The sequence below is a fragment of the Streptomyces sp. cmx-18-6 genome, from assembly GCF_046548915.1.
Taxonomy (GTDB): domain Bacteria; phylum Actinomycetota; class Actinomycetes; order Streptomycetales; family Streptomycetaceae; genus Streptomyces.
This window is the reverse complement of the sequence record NZ_JAEBEP010000001.1, coordinates 793,111-813,205: the sequence shown is the minus strand read 5'-3', so window position 1 is coordinate 813,205 and position 20,095 is coordinate 793,111. Positions and strand designations below refer to the sequence as shown.

Genomic DNA, 20,095 nt, shown 5'->3' with positions numbered 1-20,095 from the left:
CCCCGGGGGGCTCCCCGCCCTCACCGTGAACCGGTGGCCGTCACTCCAGCCCCGCCGCCGCGCCATGGGCCTGGAGCGCGGCGACCGCCGCCGTGATCGCCGGTCGCCGGGCCGCCTCCGTACGCCACAGCGCGTACAGCCGCCGTTCCGGTACGGGATCGAGGGGCACCGCCACCACCCCCGGCGGGACGACGCCCCGCCCGAGCCGGGGGATCAGCGCGACGCCCAGTCCGGCGGCCACCAGGGCGAGTTGGGTGTGGTGCTCCTCGGCCCGGTGGCGGATGTCGGGCTCATAGCCCGCCGTGCGCAGGGTCCGGGTGAGCCAGTCGTGGCACACCGTCCCCGGCGGTGGGCAGATCCACCGCTCCCGCGCCAGCTCCTCCCGCCGCACCGCCTTCCGCCCGGCCAGCGGGTGCCCTGCCGGGACCAGCAGGTCGCACCGGTCCAGGCCGATCGCCGCCTGCGCCAGGCCGTCCGGGGCGGGCAGCGGGGCGATGTCCCAGTCGTGGGCCACGGCCAGGTCGATGACGCCCTTGGCCACCAGGTCCACCGACAGATGCGGATCGACCTCGTCCAGCCGCACGTCCAGCGCCGGATGGTCCCGGCCCAGCTCCGCCAGCACCCCCGGCAGCAGCCCGCGCGTCGCCGAGGCGAACGCGCCGATGGTCAGACGGCCGGTCGGCACCCCCCGGCGCTCCTCCAGCGTCGTCTCGGTGCGCTCCACGATGGCCATCAACTGCTGCGCCGCGTCGACCAGATGGAACGCCTCCTCGGTCAGCGAGACACCGCGCCCGCGCCGCTCCAGGAGGGTGGTCCGGGTCTCCCGCTCCAGCTTGGTGATCTGTTGCGAGACGGCGGACGGGGTGTAGCCGAGAGCGGTGGCCGCGCCCGCGACGGAACCGTGGACGGAGACGGCGTGCAGGGCGCGCAGCCGGGACAGATCGAGCACCGTGACCTCACAGGGGGAGGGGGCGAGCCGGGTGATTCGTTAGCAACGCTCCATTCCACCATGAAGAAATCCGTGCTGGTGCTACACAGTGGCCCCGGCCGATGCTCGGGTCCATGCGTCCTCTCCACATCGCCCTGGCCGTGCTGATCGCCGCCGTCTGGGGCGTGAACTTCGTCGTGATCGAGCTGGGGCTCGGTCACTTCCCGCCGCTGCTCTTCTCCGCGCTGCGCTTCCTCGTCGCCGCCCTGCCCGCCGTGTTCCTGGTCGGGCGGCCCACCGTCGCCTGGAAGTGGATCATCGGGGTGGGGCTCGCGCTCGGGGTCGGGAAGTTCGGGCTGCTGTTCATCGGCATGGACCAGGGGATGCCCGCCGGGCTCTCCTCCCTGGTCCTCCAGGTCCAGACCGTCTTCACCGCCTTGTTCGCCGCCCTCGCCCTCTCCGAACGCCCCGGCCGGACGAGGACGTTGGGCATGGCGATCGCGCTCGCCGGCATCGGGGTGGCCGCCGTGGACGAGGGGGCGGGCGGGCCGGTCCTGGCGTTCGTGCTGGTCGTCGCCGCGGCGGCCTGCTGGGGCGTCTCCAACGTGCTGACCCGCCGGGCCGCCCCGCCGGACGCGCTCTCCTTCATGGTCTGGGTCTCGACCGTGCCCGTGCTGCCGCTGCTCGGCCTCTCCCTCCTCTTCGAGGGCTGGGACCGCGACGCGGCGGCCCTGGCCGCGCTGGACTGGAGCGGGGTGGCGATCATCCTGTTCCTCGCCTGGGTCAGCACCGTGTTCGGCTTCGGCGCGTGGGGCTTCCTGCTCCGCCACCACCCGGCCTCGTCCGTCGCCCCGTTCACCCTGCTCGTCCCGGTCTTCGGGATGTCCTCGGCGGCCCTGTTCCTCGGCGAGTCGGTCAGCCCGCTGCGGTGGTGCGCGGCGGCGCTGCTGGTCGGCGGGGTGGGCCTCACATCTTGGGCGCCCCGAGCCGCAGCAGGTGGTCCCGGCCCGCGCTCAGCAGACCCGGCAGTTCCGCCGCCTCCGGGTGCCAGCGCTTCTCGTACTCCCAGCACACCCACGTCTGCGGATCCAGCCCGTCCAGACACTCCGCGAGCGGCAGCACCCCCGCCCCCAGGGGCAGCGGTGTGAGCTCGTCCGCCGACGCGACGTCCTTCACCTGTACGTAGCCGAGGTGCGGGGCGAGCACCGCATGGCTCGCGGCCGGCTCCTCACCGGCCAGCCAGGTGTGCAGGACGTCCCAGATCGCCCCGATCCGGGGGTGGCCGACCGTGCCGACGATCCGGGCCACGTCCGCGCCCGCCCGGTGGCTGTCGTGGGTCTCCAGCAGGATGCCCACGCCCATGTCGGCGGCGGCCGGAGCGGCCGCGCCCAGGCGGCGGGCGGCGGTCGCGTCGGCGTCCGCCGGGTCCTGGTCGCCGCCGCCGGGGAAGACCCGGACATACCGCGCGCCCAGGTCCCGGGCGAGCTTCACCAGCTCGGCCAGCTCGGCGGAGACGGCCTCGTCGTCGCCCTCCGATGCCACCTGGACGTACCCGGCCACGGTCAGGACCTCCACCCCGGCCGCCTTGAACGCCTCGACCACATCGGCCCGCTCCAGCGACGAGAGCCCCACGTGTACGGGCTCATCGGGGTGGGCGCGCAGCTCGACGCCCCGGTAACCGTGTTCGGCGGCGAGCCGCACGACCTCGGCCACCGGCATCCCCGGCACCCCGAGCGTGGAGAAAGCGAGCTTCACGTGCGTGTCCTTCCCTTCGTCACCGCGCGGGAGCATCTCCGGCGCCTTCCCCGGCTCCTGCCCACCGCACCGGCCGCTACGCACGACAGCCGCCGCGCCCGTACCCGTACGTCCGTGCTGCTGCCTGTGCCGGTACGCGTACGCCTGTGCCGGTACGCGTACGCCCGTGCTGGTACGCGTACGTCCGTGCCGGTACGCGTACGTCCGCAGCCCCGCCCGTACCCGTACGCGTATCCGTACGGCGGCACTCTCTCAGCCCGTGCCTCGCAGCACCTGCTCCAGGCTGCCGAGCAGCCGCAGCGCGTCCTCCCGCTGCGCACCCTCCAGCGCCCGCCCGGCCGCCGGGAGGCCCGCCGCGACCGGGACCGGGGTGATCACCCGCAGGGCCGCCGCCGCCTGCCGGGCGAACATCGCCAGCAGGTCCAGCTCCCGCACGCTGGAGCGGGCCTGCGGTGAGGCGTCCAGCACCTCGAGCACGCCCAGGACCCGGGAGTCGCTGATCAGGGGGGCCGCCATCAGGGAGTCCGGGACGTACTCGGTGGACTCCGCCAGCGAACGGTCGAAGGACGGGGTGGCGGCCAGGTCGTCCACCACCATCGGTTCGCCCGAGGTCGCCACCCAGCCGGCGATGCCGCGCCCGGCGGGGAACCGGCGGCCGACCAGGAACTCCTGGCCCTCGCCGGAGACCGCCCGGAACACCAGCTCGTCCGCCTCCTCGTCCAGCAGGAGGACCGAGCTGGCCGCCGCGCCGAAGATGGCCCGGGCCACGTCCACGACCGACTGGAGCAGCTCGTTGCGGGGCGCGTCGGAAGGAGCAGGGGCGGGCACGGGGGCGGATTCAGTTCTCGGAGTCATCGCGGTCATCTCCTGTATCTCCTGCCGCTGTTGAAGGACGTACCGCTGTTGAGGGAGGTACCGCTGTGGAGGGACGTGCCGCCGTGGAGGGGCGTGCGGCTGTCGAAGGGCGCGGGCTGTGGCGCACGTTGGCCGCGGACAGATAGAGGGCGTTCTTGAGCTGGAAGGCCGTCATCCTCGGATGCTCGGACAGGATGCGGGCGCAGAGCCCGGCGACGTACGGCGTGGCGAAGCTGTTCCCCGTGGTGCGGATCGTCCGGCCGCCCAGCCACGGCACGGTCACGTTCTGGCCCGGCCCGAAGAACTCGACGGGCGGGTCCGGGTTGTAGAGGTGGAGATCGGGGTCGTCCTCCTGGTGGCTGCCCACGGAGATCACCGAGGCGAACCGCCAGGGGAAGCTCTCCACCGGGGTGTTGTGGGCCGAGGCGACGATCACCGTACGGGCGAAGTAGGCGCTGTCCGCGAGGCTGTGCAGCTCCTGCGCGAACCGGGTGCGGGTGGTCGACAGGCTGAGGTTGACCACGTCGAAGCGCTGCTCGACCGCCCAGCGCAACCCGGCCATCAGCACGTCCCCCGTGCCCGAGAACCGCTCGCCCAGCACCCGGACGCTGTGGATCTCGCACTCCGGCGCGGTCCGGCGGATGATGCCCGCGCACGCGGTGCCGTGCCCGCAGGTGTCGCCGGTCGTCGTCGGCTCGACCGTGATCCCGCCGCTCTCCCCGTCCTTGACCACCACCCAGGAACCGGCCGGCTCACCGACCAGCGGGTGGTCGCGCTCGACCCCCGAGTCGACCACGCACACCCGGACGCCGCGCCCGGTGGCGGGCCCGGCGGGGTGTCCGCCCGGCGGTCCCGGGTCGCCCAGTACGGGCACGTCCTCGGGGCCGCGTCCGCGCAGGCTCCAGGTCAGGCCCTGCCCCGGGGCGCTCCTCGTTCCGGCCGCCGTGACTTCTCCCGTGGCGCCCATCGGTCAGCTCCCTTCCCTCGTCGTGCTCGTCGTGACCATGGCGGTAGCGGTGGCCGCGCGGGCGGGGCCCGCCCGCGCCGTGAGGAAGGCCGCCGCCCGGCGGGCCCCCGGCAGGTGCCCCTTGCCCGCGAAGTGCTCCCCGGCGCTCCGGGCGGCGGCCTCGGCGGCGGCGCGGCGGCCCAGCGCGGCGAGCGTGCGGGCCCGGTCCAGCTCGGCGGACGCCTGCACCAGCGGGGAGTCGGTGAGCAGGGAGGCGCGTACGGCCCTCTCGGCGTGCTGGACGGCCTCCTCCGGGCGGTCCCGGGCCGCCAGCCGGGCGCGCAGGCCCTCCAGGTCGACGGCGTCCGCGCGGCTCAGCCCCGACGCGTCGCCGATGCCCGCCAGCCATGCCGCCGCCCGCCCCTCGTCGCCCGCGTCCAGCTCCAGCCGGGCCGCGTCCAGCGCGACGGCCGTCCGCATCCCCGCCGCCCCCGTGCGCCGGGCCGCCGCGTCCGCCCGGGCCAGCAGCGCCAGGGCCTCCGCGTCCCGGCCGAGCAGCGCCACCACCGTCGCCCGGAACACCGGCAGGAACACCTCCGCCTCCGCGAACCCGAGCTTCCCGGCCAGCCGTTCCGCCTCCGCCAGAGCGCCGTACGCCTCGCCGCCCCGGTCCTGGAGGGCGTACAGCACGGCCAGCGGGCAGTTGAGGGTGACCCGGACCGTGGGCCGCCCGGTCCCGTGCGCCGCCAGCAGGGCCCGGCAGCGCTCCACCGCCTCGGGCACCGGGAGCGGGCCGCGCCACAGGGAGATCCCGATCGCGCCCAGGGCCCCGGCCCGCTCCGGTTCGGCCCCGGCCGCCACCGCGTGCTCCAGGGCCCGCGCGTGGTCGCGCTCCGCCTCCTCGTGCCGGCCCGAGCGCTGGAGCTGCTGGGCGAGGCGGAGGTGGGCCCGGGCCCGGCCCAGGGCGTCCCCGGCCGCCTCGAAGACCGGGAGCACCGCGCGGGCCGTGGCGGCGGGACCGGGGCCGCCCGCCGGGTCCAGCACCGCCAGGGCCAGCCGGGCGTGCGCCGCCTCCACGGGCTCCGCGCCCAAGTCGCTCACCCTGCGCAGTAGTTCGGCCCCCTCCTCGACCCGGCCGAGCGCCACCCGCACCTCACCGAGCCCCCGCGACGCCGCCGCCCCGTCCGGCCGCAGCTCCACCGCCCGCTCCAGCAGCCCGTGCGCCCAGTGCAGGTCGGACCGGGCGGCGGCCTGCGCCCCGGCCCGGGTGAGCGCCCAGGCGGCGCGGTCCCGCAGCAGCCGGGCCCGGTCGTCCAGGAGCCCGAGCTCGGCGCGGTAGCGGTAGGCGCGCTCCAGATGGCCCCCGACCGCGCCGTCCCCGGTCCGCAGCACGCTCGGCAGCTCGGCCGCCCACGCGTGGCGCTCCGCCTTGGCCCGCTTGGAGAGCGAGGCGTAGGCGACCTCGTGCACCAGCCCACTGCTGAACCGGTACGCCGACGACTCCCCGTCCCCGGCCGGCGCGGGCTCCACCAGCCGCCGCCGGGCCAGCGCGGCGAGGGCCTCGTCGACGCGGTGGAGGTCCTGGGACCCGTACCCGCCCGCCCCGGCGGCGAGCGCCCCGGGCTGCTCCGCCGTCCGTACGGAGAGCTCCAGCCGCACCAGCTCCGCCGCCGCGAACTCCCGGCCGATCACGGCGGCCAGGTCCACCACCGCGCGTTCCGCCCGCGCCAGCGCACCGATCCGCGCGCCCAGCAGGGCCTGGAGGGTGGGCGGCAGCTCGCCCTCCGGTCCCGGGGCGGCGGTCCGGTCGCCGACCAGGAGCTGTTCCAGGTAGAGCGGATTGCCTTCGGAGCGGGCCAGGAGCCGGTCGTCGGCCGGGGCGGGGCGGCCGTCGAGCCGCGCGAGCCCGGCGGCGAGCCGGGCCGCCTCCGCGCGCGGCAGGCCGGCGAGCTGGAGATGCGCCCGCCTCTCGACGGCCGCGCTCACGGTGTCTGTGCCGGCTGCCCCGTCCGCGCCCCCGGTGTCTGTGCCGGCTGTCCCGGCCGCGCCTCCGGCGTCTGCGCCGGCCGTCCCGTCCGCGCCCCCGGTGTCCGTCCCGGCCGTCCCGGCCGGGCCCTCCGTGCCGTCCGGGCGGCCCGCGCAGATCACCAGGACGCGGGCGGGCCCGGTCCCGCTCGTGAGCCGGTCCACCGTGCGGACCAGCAGGGGGGCCGCCGCGTGCCAGTCGTCGAGCACCAGGACCACCGGCCGGGGCGCGGCCGCCTGCCTCAGGACCACGGCCAGCGCGGCGCACATGTCCTCGAAGGGCGCGTTGGGGGTGCCGTCGCGCAGGAGGCCGCCGGAGAGCAGGGCCATCGCGTCGTCGGTCGCCTCGTCCACCGGCGCTTGAGCGTGGGGGAGCAGGGGGCGTACGGCGTCGGCGAGGGGGGCCAGGGTGCCGTGGTCCCCGTAGGTGCGGCAGCGGCCCGCCCCGTACGCGAGCGCCCCCGCGTCCGCGCGCCGGGTGAGCCACTCCCGTACCAGCCGGGTCTTTCCGATGCCCGCCTCCCCGCTCACCCGCAGCAGAACCGGGCGCCGGTCCCGTACGACACCGTCCAACGCGGCCTTCAGGTCAGCCAGTTCGCGTTCGCGGCCGACGAAGGGGGCGTCGAAGCGGCGCAGCAGCTCGGGGTCGTCCGCGCCCAGGGCGAGCAGCCGGTAGGCGGCGACGCTCTCGCGCTTCCCCTTCAGCCGGAGCGGCCCGGTGGGCTCGGCCGTCACCGTGGGGCCGGCGGCCAGGAGGGTCCCCGGGCCGATGAAGATCTCGCCGGGGCCCGCGTTCTGCTCCAGCCGGGCGGCGATGTTGACGACCTCGCCGGACACCAGGGCCTGCCGGGCCGTGGCGTCCGAACCGGCCACCACCTGGCCGGTGTTGACGCCGACCCGGGTGGTCAGCCGGATGCCGAGCGAGGCGTGCAGCTCCTCATTGAGCGCGTCCAGCGCCCGGCGCATCCCGAGCGCCGCCGCCAGCGCCCGGCGGGCGTCGTCCTCGCGGACCACGGGCACCCCGAACACCGCCATGACCGCGTCCCCGATGAACTTCTCCGGGGTGCCGCCGCGCGCCACGATCTGCGCGCTCATCGCCTCGAAGTACCGCAGCGTCACCGTCCGCAGGGTCTCCGGGTCCAGCACGCCCGACAGCGCCGTGGAGCCCACGAGATCGCAGAACAGCACGGTCACCGGCTTGCGTTCGTCCTCGGGCGGCGGCGGTGAAGCCGTCGTGGCGGGGGCCGCCGTCGCCGGACCGGCGCACGGCGTCCCGCACGACGAGCAGAACCGGGCCGTTGCGGGAAGGTCCTGTCGGCACGAGGGGCAGATCATGGCGGGTCCTCAAGGTCGGGTCCAACTCATCTGGTCCGGGCAGGGGTTGGTGCGGCCGGTCGTCCCGCCCCGGCCGCACCGGCCCCGCCCGCGCCGGACCCCCGTCCTGGCGCGGACGCCCGGGCGTCCCGTGGGCGCGGCTCAGAACAGCGCGCCGCCCGCGATCTCGCCGTGGGCCTGGACCTCGGGACCCACCGCGTCCAGCCGGCTCTTGACGTCGAGCAGCAGGGTGAGTTCTTCCGGTGTCAGCTCGCTCAGCACGACGCGCTGCTCCTCGGTGAGGAGGTCCACCGGAAAGCCCGCCTCGTGCAACACCACGTCGATCGGCGGCTGTTCGGGATGGTTCGGTGGCGGTCCTGTCATCGGGTGACTCCCAACGGTGAGGTGGGTCCGGCTCCCCGCAGCGGCGGCGCCGTTGCGGAGCGCCCGAGCCGGACGAACAGCCGGGTGAGCGCGTCGAGGGAGTGCAGCGCGCTGACCGCGACGGCCGTCTCCTGCTCCCGGGTCAGGGGCAGCCGGTCCAGCAGCGCGTACAGCTCGTCCAGGTGGTCCGTGTCGAGCGCCGCGTGCTCCCGTACGGTCCGCAGGGCGGCGGCGGGCAGCCCGGTCAGCGTGCAGATCCGGTCGGTCAGCCCGGGGGCGGGGGCGTACCCCTCCAGCACCGCGATATAGCCGAGCAGGGCCACTGGGTGGTGGTGCTCGATCCAGTAGTACTGGGGGCCGACCAGGGTGGCCACATCGGGCGGCGGCATCGGGCCGAGCGCGTCGGCGGCACTCGCGCCCGCCGCGAACAGGTCCGCCAGCAGCCAGGCGTCGTGTCCCGTCTCCTCCTCGATGTGCTCCGCCAGATACGCGGCCAGCGGCTCGGCCAGCGGATCGCCGGGGCCGTCCTGCGCGCGCCGCCGGGAGCGTGCCAGGGCCAGCTCCATCAGCGGCACGGAGGCCCGGATCACGGCGTGCATGGTGCACAGATACGTCCGGTAGCGCGGCAACAGCCCTTCGGCGCGCCACATATGGGCGGTCGCGTCCCGCAACTCCGGTTCGAGGAGCAGCAGTTTGGTGCGCAGTCGTGCCGAGGCCCCGGCGTCGGCGGGGCTCACCGTGCGCTCCGGGCGTCGACCAGGGGCGCGTACGCCGGGCAGCCGTGCCGCCGGACGACGCCCTCCGGCCCACCCCGCGCGCCCAGTCGGGCGGCGGCCAGGTCGAGCAGCGCGCCCGCCGGTCCCGCCGCCACCGCACGCGCCCCGGCCGCCACCGCCTCGTCGCCGCCGAGCGCCCGGCACCCGTCGCAGTAGGAGCCCGGGTGGGGTGCGCTGCCGGAGCGGGCGGCCAGATGGGCCGGGCCGACCGTACGGATCATCCGCAACACCGGGGATTCCAGGGCTCGTCGGCGTACGGTCTCCCAGTCGTCGGTCCCGATGTGGCCGAGGTCCAGGTGCGCGGGGGCGGGCCGCCGGTCGACGGCGTCCTGGTTGCAGCAGGCCAGCACCGTGCCGTCGAAGGCGACCACCGGCCAGGCGGCCATCGAGCAGGGGGCCGCCGCCGAGGCGTCGGGGCCGGTGCGCGCGGGCCGGGCCCAGGCGGCGGCCCGGCCGAACGGCCGCACCTCGTTGACCAGGGACGGCACCCGGCCGCCGAACTCCTTCTCGATGGCCCGGGTGATGTCGGCGAGATACGGGTCGGCCGCACCGGTCCCGGTGAGGTGGAAGCTGACGGAGACGCCCGAGTCGCGGATGCGGTGCAGGGCGCGGAACACGTCGGCGCGGGGCACCTCTCGCTCGTGGTGGACGTCCAGGCTCGCGGAGAAGTGGTCGACCTGGGCGATCGCACGCGAGATCGCGGGCGGGATCGCCTTCGAGCGGGCGAAGAACATGCCGCTGAGCAGCGCCGTACGCGATCCGGCCCGGCGCGCCAGGAAGCTCAGCTCGCCTGCCAGCGTGGGCAGCAGCAGCGGCTCCCCGCCGGTCAGCATGACGACGTCGGGGCGGTTCGCCTCGGTGAACGAGCCCACGAAGTCCAGGAGTCGGCCGGCGTCCGGCTCCTCGCGCACGGTCATGTCCGACCCGGTGGAGCAGTGGCCGCAGCGCAGGGGACAGCGCCGGGTGAGGCCGAGCAGCAGACCGGCGGCCGGGAAGGGCCGTAGTCCGACGAGTTCGGCGAGTTCCATGCGGGCCGCCTCCTTCGGGGGCTGGGACGCGTCCGGACTTCACGGACCGGACCTCGGGGACCGGGCCTCCAGGACCGGATCGCGGGCCGGCCTTCGAGGACCGGGCCTCGCGGGCCGGGCTTCGGGGCCGATGAGCTCCCCGGCATCGTCGGGCGCCCGCCCAGGCTGTTCCGTACCGGTACACAGACGGTCCACAACCGCTTCGGGACCGGTATGCGCGCAGGTCGGCGCGGTCCGGAGCCCGTGCGGCGGCGGCCGGAGCGCGGGCGGCGGGCCCGGTATCCGGCCGTCCCGGCGGACCGGGCTGGCCCCATACCGGTGCCATACCGACGCCGAAGCGTTTGCCAGGTCGCCGCCCCTAGCTTTCTCGGCAACGGCAGGCACCGGGCCACGGCGGACAGCCACGGACATCCGGACCGGCACAGCGACGAGTGGACGGAGACCACCATGTCCGAGAACACCAAGCCCGCGGCCGACGACACCAACGAGACCGAGACCCCCGAGGTCGAGGCGCACTCCGTGCTGGACCTCCAGGAGACGGCCGCCGTCGACAAGGTCGTCGCCCCGGGCAGCTGCGTCAGCGTGCTCAGCGTCGTCCTGGAGAACTGACCCGGGCGGCACAGTTCCCGTACGTACCGGGGCGGCGTCACGGAGGCTGAGGCAGGCCCTCCCGCCGTGGCGCCCGGCCGGCCGGTGATGTGGGGCGGTTCCGTCGTGACGGAGCCGCCCCACCGCCGCATTCCGCGGGTGAGCGGCCCGCACCGCCCCTCCGGCCGTCCCGGCCCCGACCTCGCCTCCTCCTCCGACCACCCCGGCCCAGACCCGGACCGCCCCTCCGACCACCCCGACCCCCCATCACCGGGAGTGCACGATGACCAAGCCGCTGCGCGAGAACAGGGACTTCCGGCTGCTCTGGCTGAGCGGCCTGTTCGCGGTCCTGGGCGGGCAGATGAGCGCCCTCGCCCTGCCCCTGCTGGTGCTCAAGGAGACCGGTTCCGCCGTGCAGGCCGGCGCGGTCGGGACGGTGTCCATCGGAGCCGTCCTGATCACCATGCTGCCCGGCGGGGTGATGGCGGACCGGATCGAACGGCGTCGGCTGATGCGGCTGTGCGACGTGGGCAGCCTGATCGTCGTCACCGCCCTGGCCATCGCCGTCTTCTACGGGCACGCCCCCATGGCCCTCGTCCTGCTGGTCGCGGCGGCGGGCGCGGTGCTGAGCAGCGTCTACGGGCCGGCCGTCTTCGGCCTGATGCGCGCCGTGGTCCCCGCCGACCAGATGGGCACCGCCACCGCACGGCTCCAGGCGCGCACCCAGACGGCCCGGCTGCTCGGGCCGCTCGTCGGGGGCGCGCTGTTCGGCATCCACCCCGCCCTGCCGTTCGCGGTCGAGGCCCTGGGCCTGCTGCTGTCGACCCTCTGCGTGGCCCTCGTCCGCACCCGCTCCCGGGCCAGGACGGCGGCGGGCTCCGCGTTCAGCAAGCGCGAACTCACGGCGGGCCTGACGTTCCTGTGGAAGGTCCCCTATCTGCGTACGGTCCTGCTCGTCTTCGGCCTCGGCATGAACTTCGCGTTCGGGTCCCTCACCTTCATCGCCCTGACCGCGTTCTCGGACGGGGGCCGCTCCGGCATCGGCGGCGGCTTCGTCATCAGCTGCGTCTCCGCCGGGGCCCTGGCCGGGGCGCTGTTCGCGCCGAGGATCAGCCCGGACCGGCACTCCCGGGCGCTGATCGTCGCCACCTGCTGGACCTGTGTGAGCGCCGCCGGGGTGATGGCCTGGATCAACCGGCCGCTGGTGGCCGGGGTGATGTGCGCGCTGTGCATGTTCCTGTCGACGGTCGCCAGCATCGGGTTCCTCTCGAAGCTGCTGGTCGTGACGCCGGAGGAGCGGGTGGGCCGGGTGCAGAGCGCGGCCGGATTCCTGTCCTCGATGGTCCAGCCGTTCGGGCCGCTGGCCGGCGGCGCGCTGCTGATGGCGTTCGGCGCGCGCTGGGCCTTCACCCTGACCGGCTGCGTGCTGGTGGTGTCCGCGCTCGTGGTCACCTTCGCCTCCTCGGCCCGGGCGGAGCCCTCCCCGCGGCCGGAGGCGGAATCCGCCGGCCCGGCGGAACCCGTCAACCGCTGATCCCGGCCCGTCCCGCCAACTCCCCGCTTCCACCCGGGGCTTCGAGAAGAGAGCCGAGCGTGCCAGGCGTCCAGGAAACCCAGCTCTACTGCCTCGCGGACCGTACGTACTACGACACCCCGGACCGGCTGCCCGACGCGGACTCCCGCTACCGGCTGGACGCCGAGCCGCCCCCGCCGGGCTGGCGTCGCGAGTCCGTGGGCCTGTGGACCTCGCTCGTGCCCGAGGACGCCCGGCTCGCGGAGCAGGGCTGGAAGATCCATGTGTCCACGGTCCCCGATGAGGCGGAGGCCACCCTGCGGGACACCGCCCGCATCTGCCTGAGCCACGGCGTGCCGTTCAAGTTTCTGCGCAGCGAACGGGCGTTGGCGCTGATGGCGGACAAGCACATGAACCGCGGCGGCGCGGGCAAGTTCATCGCCGCCTACCCGCCCGACGACACCGCCTTCCTGGCGCTGATCGACGAACTGCCCCGGGCCCTGGCCGGGCGCAGCGGCCCCTACGTCCTGAGCGACCTGCGGATCGGCGACGCCCCGGTGTACACGCGGTACGGGGCCTACGTGCCCCGCTGGTGCGGCGACGGCGAGGGCCGCCGGGTCCTCGCCCTGCGGGACCCCTCCGGGAAGCTGGTGCCGGACGAACGCGGGGTCGTCTTCCGAACGCCCGCCTGGGTCGAAGCCCCCGCCGTCCTGCGGCCGCACCTCGCGGCGCGCGCCGCCGCCCGCGACGACGACTTCCCCTACACGGTCACCCAGGCCCTCCAGTTCTCCAACGCCGGCGGGATCTACCTGGCCACGGAACAGGGGACGGGCCGGCGCGTGGTGCTGCGGGAGGCCCGTCCGCACTGCGGCCTCGACGGCGCGGGCGACGACGCCGTCGCCCGCCTGCACCGCGAGCACCGGGCGCTGACGGCGCTGGCCGGGCTGGACTGCGTACCCGAGGTGTACGGCGTACGGACCGTCTGGGAGCACCACTTCCTGATCGAGGAGCACATCGAGGGGACCACCCTCCTGGACGAGATCGTCGCCCGCTTCGCCCTCGCGCGCGGGGCGGCCACGGCGGACGAGCTCGCCCCCTACCTCGCCTGGACCGAGGCGATGACGGGCGAGCTCTCCCGGGCCCTGGACGCCGTCCACGCGCGCGGCTTGCGCTTCGGCGACCTGCACCCCTCCAACGTCATCGTCCGGCCGGACGGACGCATCGTCCTCGTCGACTTCGAGTACGCCACCGGGCTCGACGACCCGCACACCCCGCTGGCCGGGGCCCAGGGACTGCAAGCACCGCCCGGCACCCCCGGGGCGGAGGCCGACGCGTACGCGCTCTGGGCGACCTGGCTCACGATGCTGATGCCAGTCATGGAGATGGCGGGGCTGGAGCGGGCGAAGGCCCTCACCCTGGAGCGCTGGGCCCGCCGGAAGTACGGCCTGGCGGCCGACGCCGGACCGCCCAGGCCCGCGCTGCTGGACGGCCTGGACGGGTCACGGCGGCGGGAGGCCGAGGTGGCCGCTCTGTTCGAGGGGCCGGAGGTGGACTGGGCGGGCCTGCGCACCCGTCTGCTGGCCGGGGTGCGCGCCGGAGCCACCCCCGAACGGGAGGACCGGCTCTTCCCGGGCGGGCCGGGCCTCTTCGCCACCGGCGGGAGCGACCTCGCCAACGGCGCGGCCGGGGTCCTGTACGCCCTGCACCGCACGGGCGCGCCGGTCCCCGAGGAGTGGACGGACTGGCTCGCGTCCGCCGCGTACCGCAGGGACCACCGCGAACCGGGCGGGCTCTTCGACGGGCTCCCGGGCACCGCCCTGGTGCTCGCCCTGCTGGGCCGCGCCGAGCAGGGGCGCGAGCTGTGGGACCGTGCGGCGTCCGCCGCGCCGCCGGTGGCGTCGGCCGACCTGCTCACCGGGCGCGCGGGCCTGGCCCTCGCCGCTCTCCGCATGGCCCGGGCCTGCGGCGGCGCGGACCCGGACGCCCGGCTGATCGACAGCGCCCTCGGCACGGCCCGGGACCTGGACCGGCTGGTACGGGGCGAGCCGGTGGACGGCGTGCGGCTGCCGGAGTCGGCGGGGCTGCTGCGCGGGCTGAGCGGGGCTGCGCTGCTGCACCTGGAACTGCACGCGCTGACCGGGGAGGCATGGCTCGTCCCGGCCGCGCGCGCCGCCCTGGAGCGGGAGGCCGGACACCTCGTGACCATGGACGACGGCACCGTCCAGGTGAAGGACGGCCGACGCCATCTGCTCTACCTGAACCAGGGCAGCGCGGGCGTCGCCCTGGTGGCCCAGGCGTACACGGACCGCCATCCGGATCCCGCTCCGAGCGCCCTGGTCCCCGGGGTGCGCCGGGGCTGCGTGCTGGAGTTCGTCCGCGAACCGGGGCTGTTCACCGGCCGGGCGGGACTTCTCGCCACGGCGGGACAACTGTCGCCCGGCGACCGTACGGGGCCCGAAGTCCTGGCCTCCGTACGCAATTTGAGCTGGCACCTGATCGCCGAGGAGGACGGGCTGCTGGTCCCGGGAGCGGGCCTGCGGCGCTGCTCCGCCGACCTGGCCACGGGGTCGGCGGGCCTGCTGCTGGCCCTGCACTTCCTGTCCGGCGGGAGGGACGGGGCCACCGGAGTGGCCGGGGCCACCGCAGGGGTCGGGGCCACTGGAGCGGCCGGAACAGCCGGAGCGGCCGGGACCGGCCTGCTGGACCTGCTCACCCTGGGGTGAGGGGACCGCAGCGAGCCCCTCCCGCCCCCGGCCTCTCCTAGGGTGTGTCCGGCGGACCCGGTCCTGATCCGCCGGCCACACCCTAGGCCCCCTGCCGCTCCCGCGCGTACAGGCAGAGCAGCCGGGGCACTTCGTACAGCGCGGCGTGTGCGGTGACCTCCCCGGCCGGCGAGGTCACCGCGCCCGCGTCGATCAGCGACTCGACGGTGCGGATCGCGGCCCGCTCCCCGCAGCCCAGCGCCGCCATCGCCCCGTCCAGGGTGAAGCCGCCGTCCTGCGCGGTCCCGGCCAGCAGCCCCAGCGCCCGCCGGTCGTCCGCCGCGAGGTCCTGCCACCCGGAAGCCATCCGCCGCCGTACGGAGACGTCCCCGGCGGCCAGTTCGTCCAGGGCCGCCGCCGGGTCCTCCAGCCGGTCCGCGTACTCCGCCAGCGGCAGATGCCGCAGCACCGCCAGCCGCATCCCGCTCACCCCCACCGCCAACGGCAGCGCGCCGCACGCCCGGACGATCCGCAGCGCCGCCGCCGGGTCGGTGCGCAGCCGCCCGGGCCCGACCAGCCTGCCCAGCAGCTCCAGGGCCTCGCCGTCCGTCAGGGAGGCCAGGGCGATCCGGTGCACGGGGGCCAGGCCCGCCAGTTGGCCGCGCGCGGTGAGCAGCACCGACGACGGCCCGGACCGGGGGAGCAGCCCCCGCACGGAAGCCTCGTCCGGTACGTCGTCGAGGACGATCAACGCCCGGTGCAGCGACAGCCACTCCTGCCAGGCGTCCTCCGCCGCCCCGTCCAGCGCGGCCGGGACCCGAGCCCCGCCTCCGCGCTCGTCCCCGTCCCCGCCCCGGGCCGCCGGGACACGCACCCCGCACAACCGGCCCAGCTCGCCCAGCACGTGGGCCGGGGTGCGCGCCGTGCCGTCCTCCCGCCGGACCCGCACGTGGAACCGCCCGTCGGGGAAGTCGCCGCCGAGCAGATGGGCCGCCCGCAGGGCCAGCGCCGAGGCGCCGGACCCCACGGGCCCCGAGACGATGACCACACGGTCGCCGTGGTCGTCCCGCTCCTCGCCCTCACCGCGTTCGCCGTCGCCCCCGCCCAGCACGGTGAGCAACTCCCGTAACTCCTCGCGGCGGCCGGTGAAGTCGCGGGGCACGGCGGGCAGGGTCGCGCCGCGCACGGTGTCGCGGGCGGCCGCAGGACGTCGCGGAGAGCGGCCCCGGCCGAGCATCGCACCGTACAGGGCCGCCATCGCGGGACTCGGCTCAAGGCCCAACTCCCTTGACAGCAACTGCCGGTAGTCGTCGTACACCGCCAGGGCCTCCGCCTGCCGGCCGGACTGGTGCAGCGAGTTCATCCAGGCCGCCCGGAGCCTCTCGCGCAGCGGGTGGCGCTCCACCAGATCGCGCAGGCCGTCCACCGCGACGGCGGCCCGGCCGAGCTCGATCTCCGTCTCCGCCCAGTCCTCGTACACCGTCAGGCATCGGGCCTCCAGCCGGTCGGCCTCCTCCGCCACCCCGATGGAGTCCCGCAGATCGTTCAGCGGCGGCCCCTCCCACAGGTCCAGCGCCTCGCGCAGCAGCCGTGCGGCGGTCCGCAGATCACCGCGCTCGCTCGCCGCTCGTCCGGCGCGGGCCAGGGAGCGGAACCGCAGGGTGTCCAACTCGCCCTCGTCGATGCGCAGTCGGTACCCTCCGCCGCCGTGGACGACCCGGTCGCGGTCCCCTCCGTCCCCGGTGCTGCCGAGGAGGGCGCGGGCGGCGCTGACGTAGACCTGGAGGTTCTTGCGCGCGGTGCGGGGCGGGGTCTGAGGCCAGACCGCGTCGGTCAGGACGTCGACGGGGACCGGGGTGTTGGGGCGGGAGAGCAGGGTGGCGAGGACGAGGCGCTGTTTGCGGGGGCCGAGCGGGAGCGGACGTCCGTCCCGTACGGCGCTGAGCGGGCCGAGCAGCGAGAAGTACACCGCACCGGCGGGGGCGGGGCGGGCGGGAGGTCGGGTCATCGGCGGGCCTCCGGAAGCGAGGACGGGCGGCGGACTGCCGTACGCACCCTCCGATCCTGTGGCCGTACGGTCACACGGCGCATCGGGGAGCCACCCGCATGTTCCGCCCGCACACCCGACCGAAACCGGCACGCGCCCCCATGTTGTGGGGGTGAGCCCGCAGACGTACGCGGGCCTACGCGGGATTCCCGGGCTTACGCGGGTGCCCCAGGTGTACGGGGGTTCCCCGGGCCTACGGGGGTTCCCGGGCCTGCGCGGGTTCCCCAGGTGTACGGGGGCTCCCCGGGCCTGCGCGGGTTCCCCAGGTGTACGGGGGTTCCCCGGGCCTACGGGGGTCCCCCGGCCCTACGCCGGTTCCCCCGCGCACTCCGCCGCGAACTCGCACAGCGCCGAGCGGTCCGCGCGCCCCGTCTTGCTGAGCAGGCTGGCCATGTGCTTCTCCACCGTGCGCGGCGAGATGGACAGCCGGCGGGCGATCTGCTGGTTGCCCGGCCGCTCGGGGAGCAGCACGAACACCTCGTACTCGCGCGGCGTCACCCCGCTGGTCCGCAGCGACAGGGGGATGCGGTCCCAGCCGCCCCGGTGCTGGGTGACGCTGGCCCCCGCCTGCCGCAGCGCCGCCCGGCAGGCGGAGGCGACCGGCTGCGCCCCGACCCCGTAGAAGAACTCCTCGGCCCGGCGCAGCCAGGCCACCGGCTCGCCCCAGCCGTCCGCCCGGGCCGCGTCCGCGACCAGCCGCAGGCCCAGGTGGCGGGCGACCGGGAAGGACGCGGCGCGGGCGTCGAACGAGGCCACCAGACGGGCGGCCCCCGCCCGGTCGCCCTCGCGGCCCAGCAGCACCGCGTCCGCCAGCTCCAGGAACTGCCGGTTCCACGCCAGGCCCGCCCCCGGCGAGGCGCGCACCGCGTCGAACTCCGCCCGGTCCGCCTCGCCCGCCAGGACCCGCAGGAAGGGGCGCAGCCCGTAACTCCCGCTCAGGTAGAAGTAGCTGGGGTGGTCCCGCTCCCAGGCCAGCACCGCGTCCAGGCCCGCCAGGGCCCGCGCGCGGTCCTCCTCCAGCAGCGCCCCGACCGCCCTGCACAGCCCCAACTGGTGCGGCACCAGCAGCGATTGCTCACCGCCCGCCCGCCGGAACGCGGCCAGCGACCGGTCCATGTCCCGCCGCCGGCCTCGGTGCGCGGCCATCGTGGCGGCGGAGAGGAGGAGATAGCGGTGGGCGGAGAGGTTGCCGACCCGGGCACTGGCCTCCAGCGAACGGTCGATGATCTCCTGCGCCTCGTCCCACCGGGCGCACATCACCGCGTTCATCGCGAGCAGCCCGTCCACCGTCTGCGTCAGCAGCAGCGCGCCCAGCTCCGTCGCCGCCGCCCGTGCCGAACGCAGCCGGAAGTCGTCGCCGGTCCGCATGAAGGCGTTCGCGCCCAGCCGGACCAGGGCCTCCACCCGCCACACCGGCAGGGCGTGCTCGGTGGAGAGCGAGAGCATCCGCTCCAGGCAGGCGTCCGCCGCGTCGAACCCCTTCTCGCGCAGCAGCAGCGCCAGCAACTGCCAAGCCTGGCAGGCGACTACGGGCAGCCCCTCGGCCTCGGCGATCTCCGCCGCCTCCCGGGCGGCCCGCTCGGTCTCCTCCGGGTCGCGGTGGTCCTGCCCCGGCAGCAGGGCCAGGTGGCTGTCGACGACGGCGAGCGCCGCCCGCCGGCCAGGGGCGGGCGACTGCCCGAGCAGGGTGCGGGCGGCGTCGATCTGCCGGGCCGCGTCCGCCGCCCGCTCGGCCATCACCGCCACCCAGGCGATCTTGGTGTGGACCTCGCCGCGCCGGTCGGCGGCCTCGCAGCGCGCCGGAACCGGGGGGAGCGTCCGCGTCAGCGCCAGCGCGCCGTCGAGGTCGCCGCCCTCGGCCCGCGCGACCGCCAGGGACTCGGCGATGGCCGCCCGGTCGGCGTCGGCGGCCAGGGGGCAGGCCCGCTCCAGCAGCACCACGGCCGAGCCGTGCGCCCCCGAGGCGAGCATCCGTCGTCCGGCCTCCGCGAACCGCAGCGCGGCCCCCGAGCGGTTGCCCGCGGCCAGGTGGAGGGAGGCGACGAGCTGCTGCCCGTCCTCGTCGAGGGGGTGGCCGGAGTGCTCGATGGCCCCGGCGGCGCGGCGGGCGAGGGAGGCGCGTTCGGCCGGGGCGAGGGAGGAGACCAGCGCCTCGGCGGTCAGCGAGTGCCGGAAGGCGTACCGGTCGGGGGCCGCGCCGTCCGGGGCGATCACGCCCGCCTCCACCGCCGACCGCAGATGCGTGAACAGGGCCCGGTCCTCGAATCCGGTGACCGTCTGGAGCGTGGAGACCGAGAACTGGCCGCCCAGGGTGGCCGCCGCGAGCAGCAGATCCCGCACGGGTTCGTCGAGCCGGTCGAGCCGGCGGGTCCAGCTGCGGACGATGCCCGAGGGGACGGGGCCGCCGGGTTGCCCGGCCGCCTCCCAGCCGTCCCCGGCCTGACGCAACTGCCCGGTGTCGAGCAGATCCGCGAGCAGCACCTCCACCAAGTACGGGTTGCCGCCCGCGCGTTCGGCCAGCCGCTGGTGCACCACAGGGGGTATCTCGTGGGGCGACGCCTCCAGACACGCCCCCGTCAGCGCCCGCACCTGGTCGTCGCCCAGCGGCTTCAACTCCCGTACGACGGCGACCTGACGGCGCTCCGCCGAGCGTACGAGGTCGAGCGCGGGGCCCGCCTCCGGGCGACAGGTGCCCAGCAGCAGGATCGGCAGGTCGGCGAGGTTGTCGATGACGTACTCGACCACCGCGACCGTCTCCGTGTCGCTGTCGTGCAGGTCCTCCAGCAGGATCGTGCAGCCGGACTCCCGGCCCAGCACGGACAGCAGCCGCAGCAGCGCCTCCGCCAGCTCGACCACCGTCTCCGGATAGCCGGGGGACGCCTTCTGCCGCCACTCGGGGACCAGCCTGGCCAGAGCGGGGTGGTAGGGGGCCAGCTCGGGATCGGTCGGCGTGCCGGCGGCCCGGAAGCGGGAGGAGAGCGCTTCCACCAGCGGGCGGAACGGGACGACGAGCCCGGTCGAGGTGGCCCGCCCGCGCAGCACCGGCATCCCCGACCCGTAGGCGCGATAGGCGCATTCGCCCACCAGCCGGGACTTGCCGATCCCCGCTTCACCGAGGAGGAACAGGGCGCGCCCCGAACGCCGTCGCACGGCGTCCAGGGCGCTGCTCAGCAGGCCGATCTCCTCGTCCCGCCCGACGATGACCGGCGAAGTGGCTCGCATGGCCGCAGGCTA

At 75.8% G+C, this 20,095-nt stretch carries 13 protein-coding genes and 1 pseudogene; 4 read left to right on the top strand and 10 right to left on the bottom strand.

What is annotated here, in order from left to right:
- Positions 1-40 precede the first annotated feature (40 nt).
- Positions 41-949, bottom strand: a complete 909-nt coding sequence (locus tag ACLJPL_RS03640; RefSeq protein ID WP_411079171.1) for a LysR family transcriptional regulator — start codon at positions 947-949, stop codon at positions 41-43.
- Positions 950-1,062: 113 nt separating this feature from the next.
- Here ACLJPL_RS03640 and ACLJPL_RS03635 point away from each other — a divergent pair.
- Positions 1,063-1,947: pseudogene (locus ACLJPL_RS03635) on the top strand (EamA family transporter); the annotation flags it as partial.
- On the opposite strand, the gene ACLJPL_RS03630 reads toward ACLJPL_RS03635, so the two are convergent.
- The 7 genes from ACLJPL_RS03630 to ACLJPL_RS03600 all read right to left on the bottom strand — a co-directional run bounded on the left by ACLJPL_RS03630 (position 1,895) and on the right by ACLJPL_RS03600 (position 10,011).
- Entirely contained in the window at positions 1,895-2,683 is a 789-nt protein-coding gene (locus ACLJPL_RS03630; protein ID WP_411079170.1) for a sugar phosphate isomerase/epimerase family protein, read from the bottom strand. The pseudogene ACLJPL_RS03635 and the gene ACLJPL_RS03630 sit on opposite strands and share 53 nt — an antisense overlap.
- Before the next feature lie 252 nt (positions 2,684-2,935).
- A complete protein-coding gene (locus ACLJPL_RS03625; protein WP_411079169.1) occupies positions 2,936-3,538 on the bottom strand; it encodes a GAF domain-containing protein in 603 nt (200 codons plus the stop codon).
- Complete coding sequence (locus tag ACLJPL_RS03620; RefSeq protein WP_411079168.1) at positions 3,522-4,505, bottom strand: S8 family peptidase; 984 nt, start codon at positions 4,503-4,505, stop codon at positions 3,522-3,524. The genes ACLJPL_RS03625 and ACLJPL_RS03620 overlap by 17 nt, the downstream gene beginning before the upstream one ends.
- Before the next feature lie 3 nt (positions 4,506-4,508).
- Positions 4,509-7,844, bottom strand: a complete 3,336-nt coding sequence (locus tag ACLJPL_RS03615) for an adenylate/guanylate cyclase domain-containing protein (protein ID WP_411079167.1) — start codon at positions 7,842-7,844, stop codon at positions 4,509-4,511.
- Between the two features lie 141 nt (positions 7,845-7,985).
- Positions 7,986-8,207 carry an aroma-sacti cluster domain-containing protein gene (locus ACLJPL_RS03610; RefSeq protein ID WP_411079166.1) on the bottom strand — a complete coding sequence of 74 codons (222 nt, stop codon included), beginning with the start codon at positions 8,205-8,207 and terminating at the stop codon, positions 7,986-7,988.
- Positions 8,204-8,944 carry an iron-containing redox enzyme family protein gene (locus tag ACLJPL_RS03605; RefSeq protein ID WP_411079165.1) on the bottom strand — a complete coding sequence of 247 codons (741 nt, stop codon included), beginning with the start codon at positions 8,942-8,944 and terminating at the stop codon, positions 8,204-8,206. Before ACLJPL_RS03605 ends, ACLJPL_RS03610 begins: the two co-directional genes overlap by 4 nt.
- Positions 8,941-10,011 (bottom strand): radical SAM protein, encoded by a 1,071-nt coding sequence (locus ACLJPL_RS03600; RefSeq protein ID WP_411079164.1) that lies wholly within the window; start codon positions 10,009-10,011, stop codon positions 8,941-8,943. Before ACLJPL_RS03600 ends, ACLJPL_RS03605 begins: the two co-directional genes overlap by 4 nt.
- A 447-nt stretch (positions 10,012-10,458) precedes the next feature.
- Here ACLJPL_RS03600 and ACLJPL_RS03595 point away from each other — a divergent pair, with 447 nt between their 5' ends.
- From ACLJPL_RS03595 to lanKC, 3 genes are all read left to right on the top strand, one after another.
- On the top strand, positions 10,459-10,620 hold the full coding sequence (locus ACLJPL_RS03595) for a hypothetical protein (RefSeq protein WP_411079163.1): 162 nt from the start codon (positions 10,459-10,461) through the stop codon (positions 10,618-10,620).
- A 262-nt stretch (positions 10,621-10,882) separates the two neighbouring features.
- Positions 10,883-12,133, top strand: coding sequence for an MFS transporter (locus tag ACLJPL_RS03590; RefSeq protein WP_411079162.1), 1,251 nt, complete (start codon positions 10,883-10,885; stop codon positions 12,131-12,133).
- Between the two features lie 59 nt (positions 12,134-12,192).
- Positions 12,193-14,835 carry a class III lanthionine synthetase LanKC gene (gene lanKC / locus ACLJPL_RS03585; RefSeq protein WP_411079161.1) on the top strand — a complete coding sequence of 881 codons (2,643 nt, stop codon included), beginning with the start codon at positions 12,193-12,195 and terminating at the stop codon, positions 14,833-14,835.
- Positions 14,836-14,917: 82 nt separating this feature from the next.
- On the opposite strand, the gene ACLJPL_RS03580 is transcribed toward lanKC, so the two are convergent.
- Entirely contained in the window at positions 14,918-16,822 is a 1,905-nt protein-coding gene (locus tag ACLJPL_RS03580) for a BTAD domain-containing putative transcriptional regulator (RefSeq protein ID WP_411079160.1), read from the bottom strand.
- Positions 16,823-17,167: 345 nt separating this feature from the next.
- Positions 17,168-20,083 carry an AAA family ATPase gene (locus ACLJPL_RS03575; RefSeq protein ID WP_411079159.1) on the bottom strand — a complete coding sequence of 972 codons (2,916 nt, stop codon included), beginning with the start codon at positions 20,081-20,083 and terminating at the stop codon, positions 17,168-17,170.
- Positions 20,084-20,095: the final 12 nt, after the last annotated feature.

Excerpts from the sequence above, each read along its gene's own strand:
- ACLJPL_RS03580 (WP_411079160.1), bottom strand. The coding sequence starts at position 16,822 with ATGACCCGACCTCCCGCCCGCCCCGCCCCCGCCGGTGCGGTGTACTTC.
- ACLJPL_RS03615 (WP_411079167.1), bottom strand. The coding sequence starts at position 7,844 with ATGATCTGCCCCTCGTGCCGACAGGACCTTCCCGCAACGGCCCGGTTC.
- ACLJPL_RS03590 (WP_411079162.1), top strand. The coding sequence starts at position 10,883 with ATGACCAAGCCGCTGCGCGAGAACAGGGACTTCCGGCTGCTCTGGCTG.
- ACLJPL_RS03600 (WP_411079164.1), bottom strand. The coding sequence starts at position 10,011 with ATGGAACTCGCCGAACTCGTCGGACTACGGCCCTTCCCGGCCGCCGGT.
- ACLJPL_RS03625 (WP_411079169.1), bottom strand. The coding sequence starts at position 3,538 with ATGACTCCGAGAACTGAATCCGCCCCCGTGCCCGCCCCTGCTCCTTCC.
- ACLJPL_RS03575 (WP_411079159.1), bottom strand. The coding sequence starts at position 20,083 with ATGCGAGCCACTTCGCCGGTCATCGTCGGGCGGGACGAGGAGATCGGC.
- ACLJPL_RS03620 (WP_411079168.1), bottom strand. The coding sequence starts at position 4,505 with ATGGGCGCCACGGGAGAAGTCACGGCGGCCGGAACGAGGAGCGCCCCG.
- ACLJPL_RS03610 (WP_411079166.1), bottom strand. The coding sequence starts at position 8,207 with ATGACAGGACCGCCACCGAACCATCCCGAACAGCCGCCGATCGACGTG.
- ACLJPL_RS03595 (WP_411079163.1), top strand. The coding sequence starts at position 10,459 with ATGTCCGAGAACACCAAGCCCGCGGCCGACGACACCAACGAGACCGAG.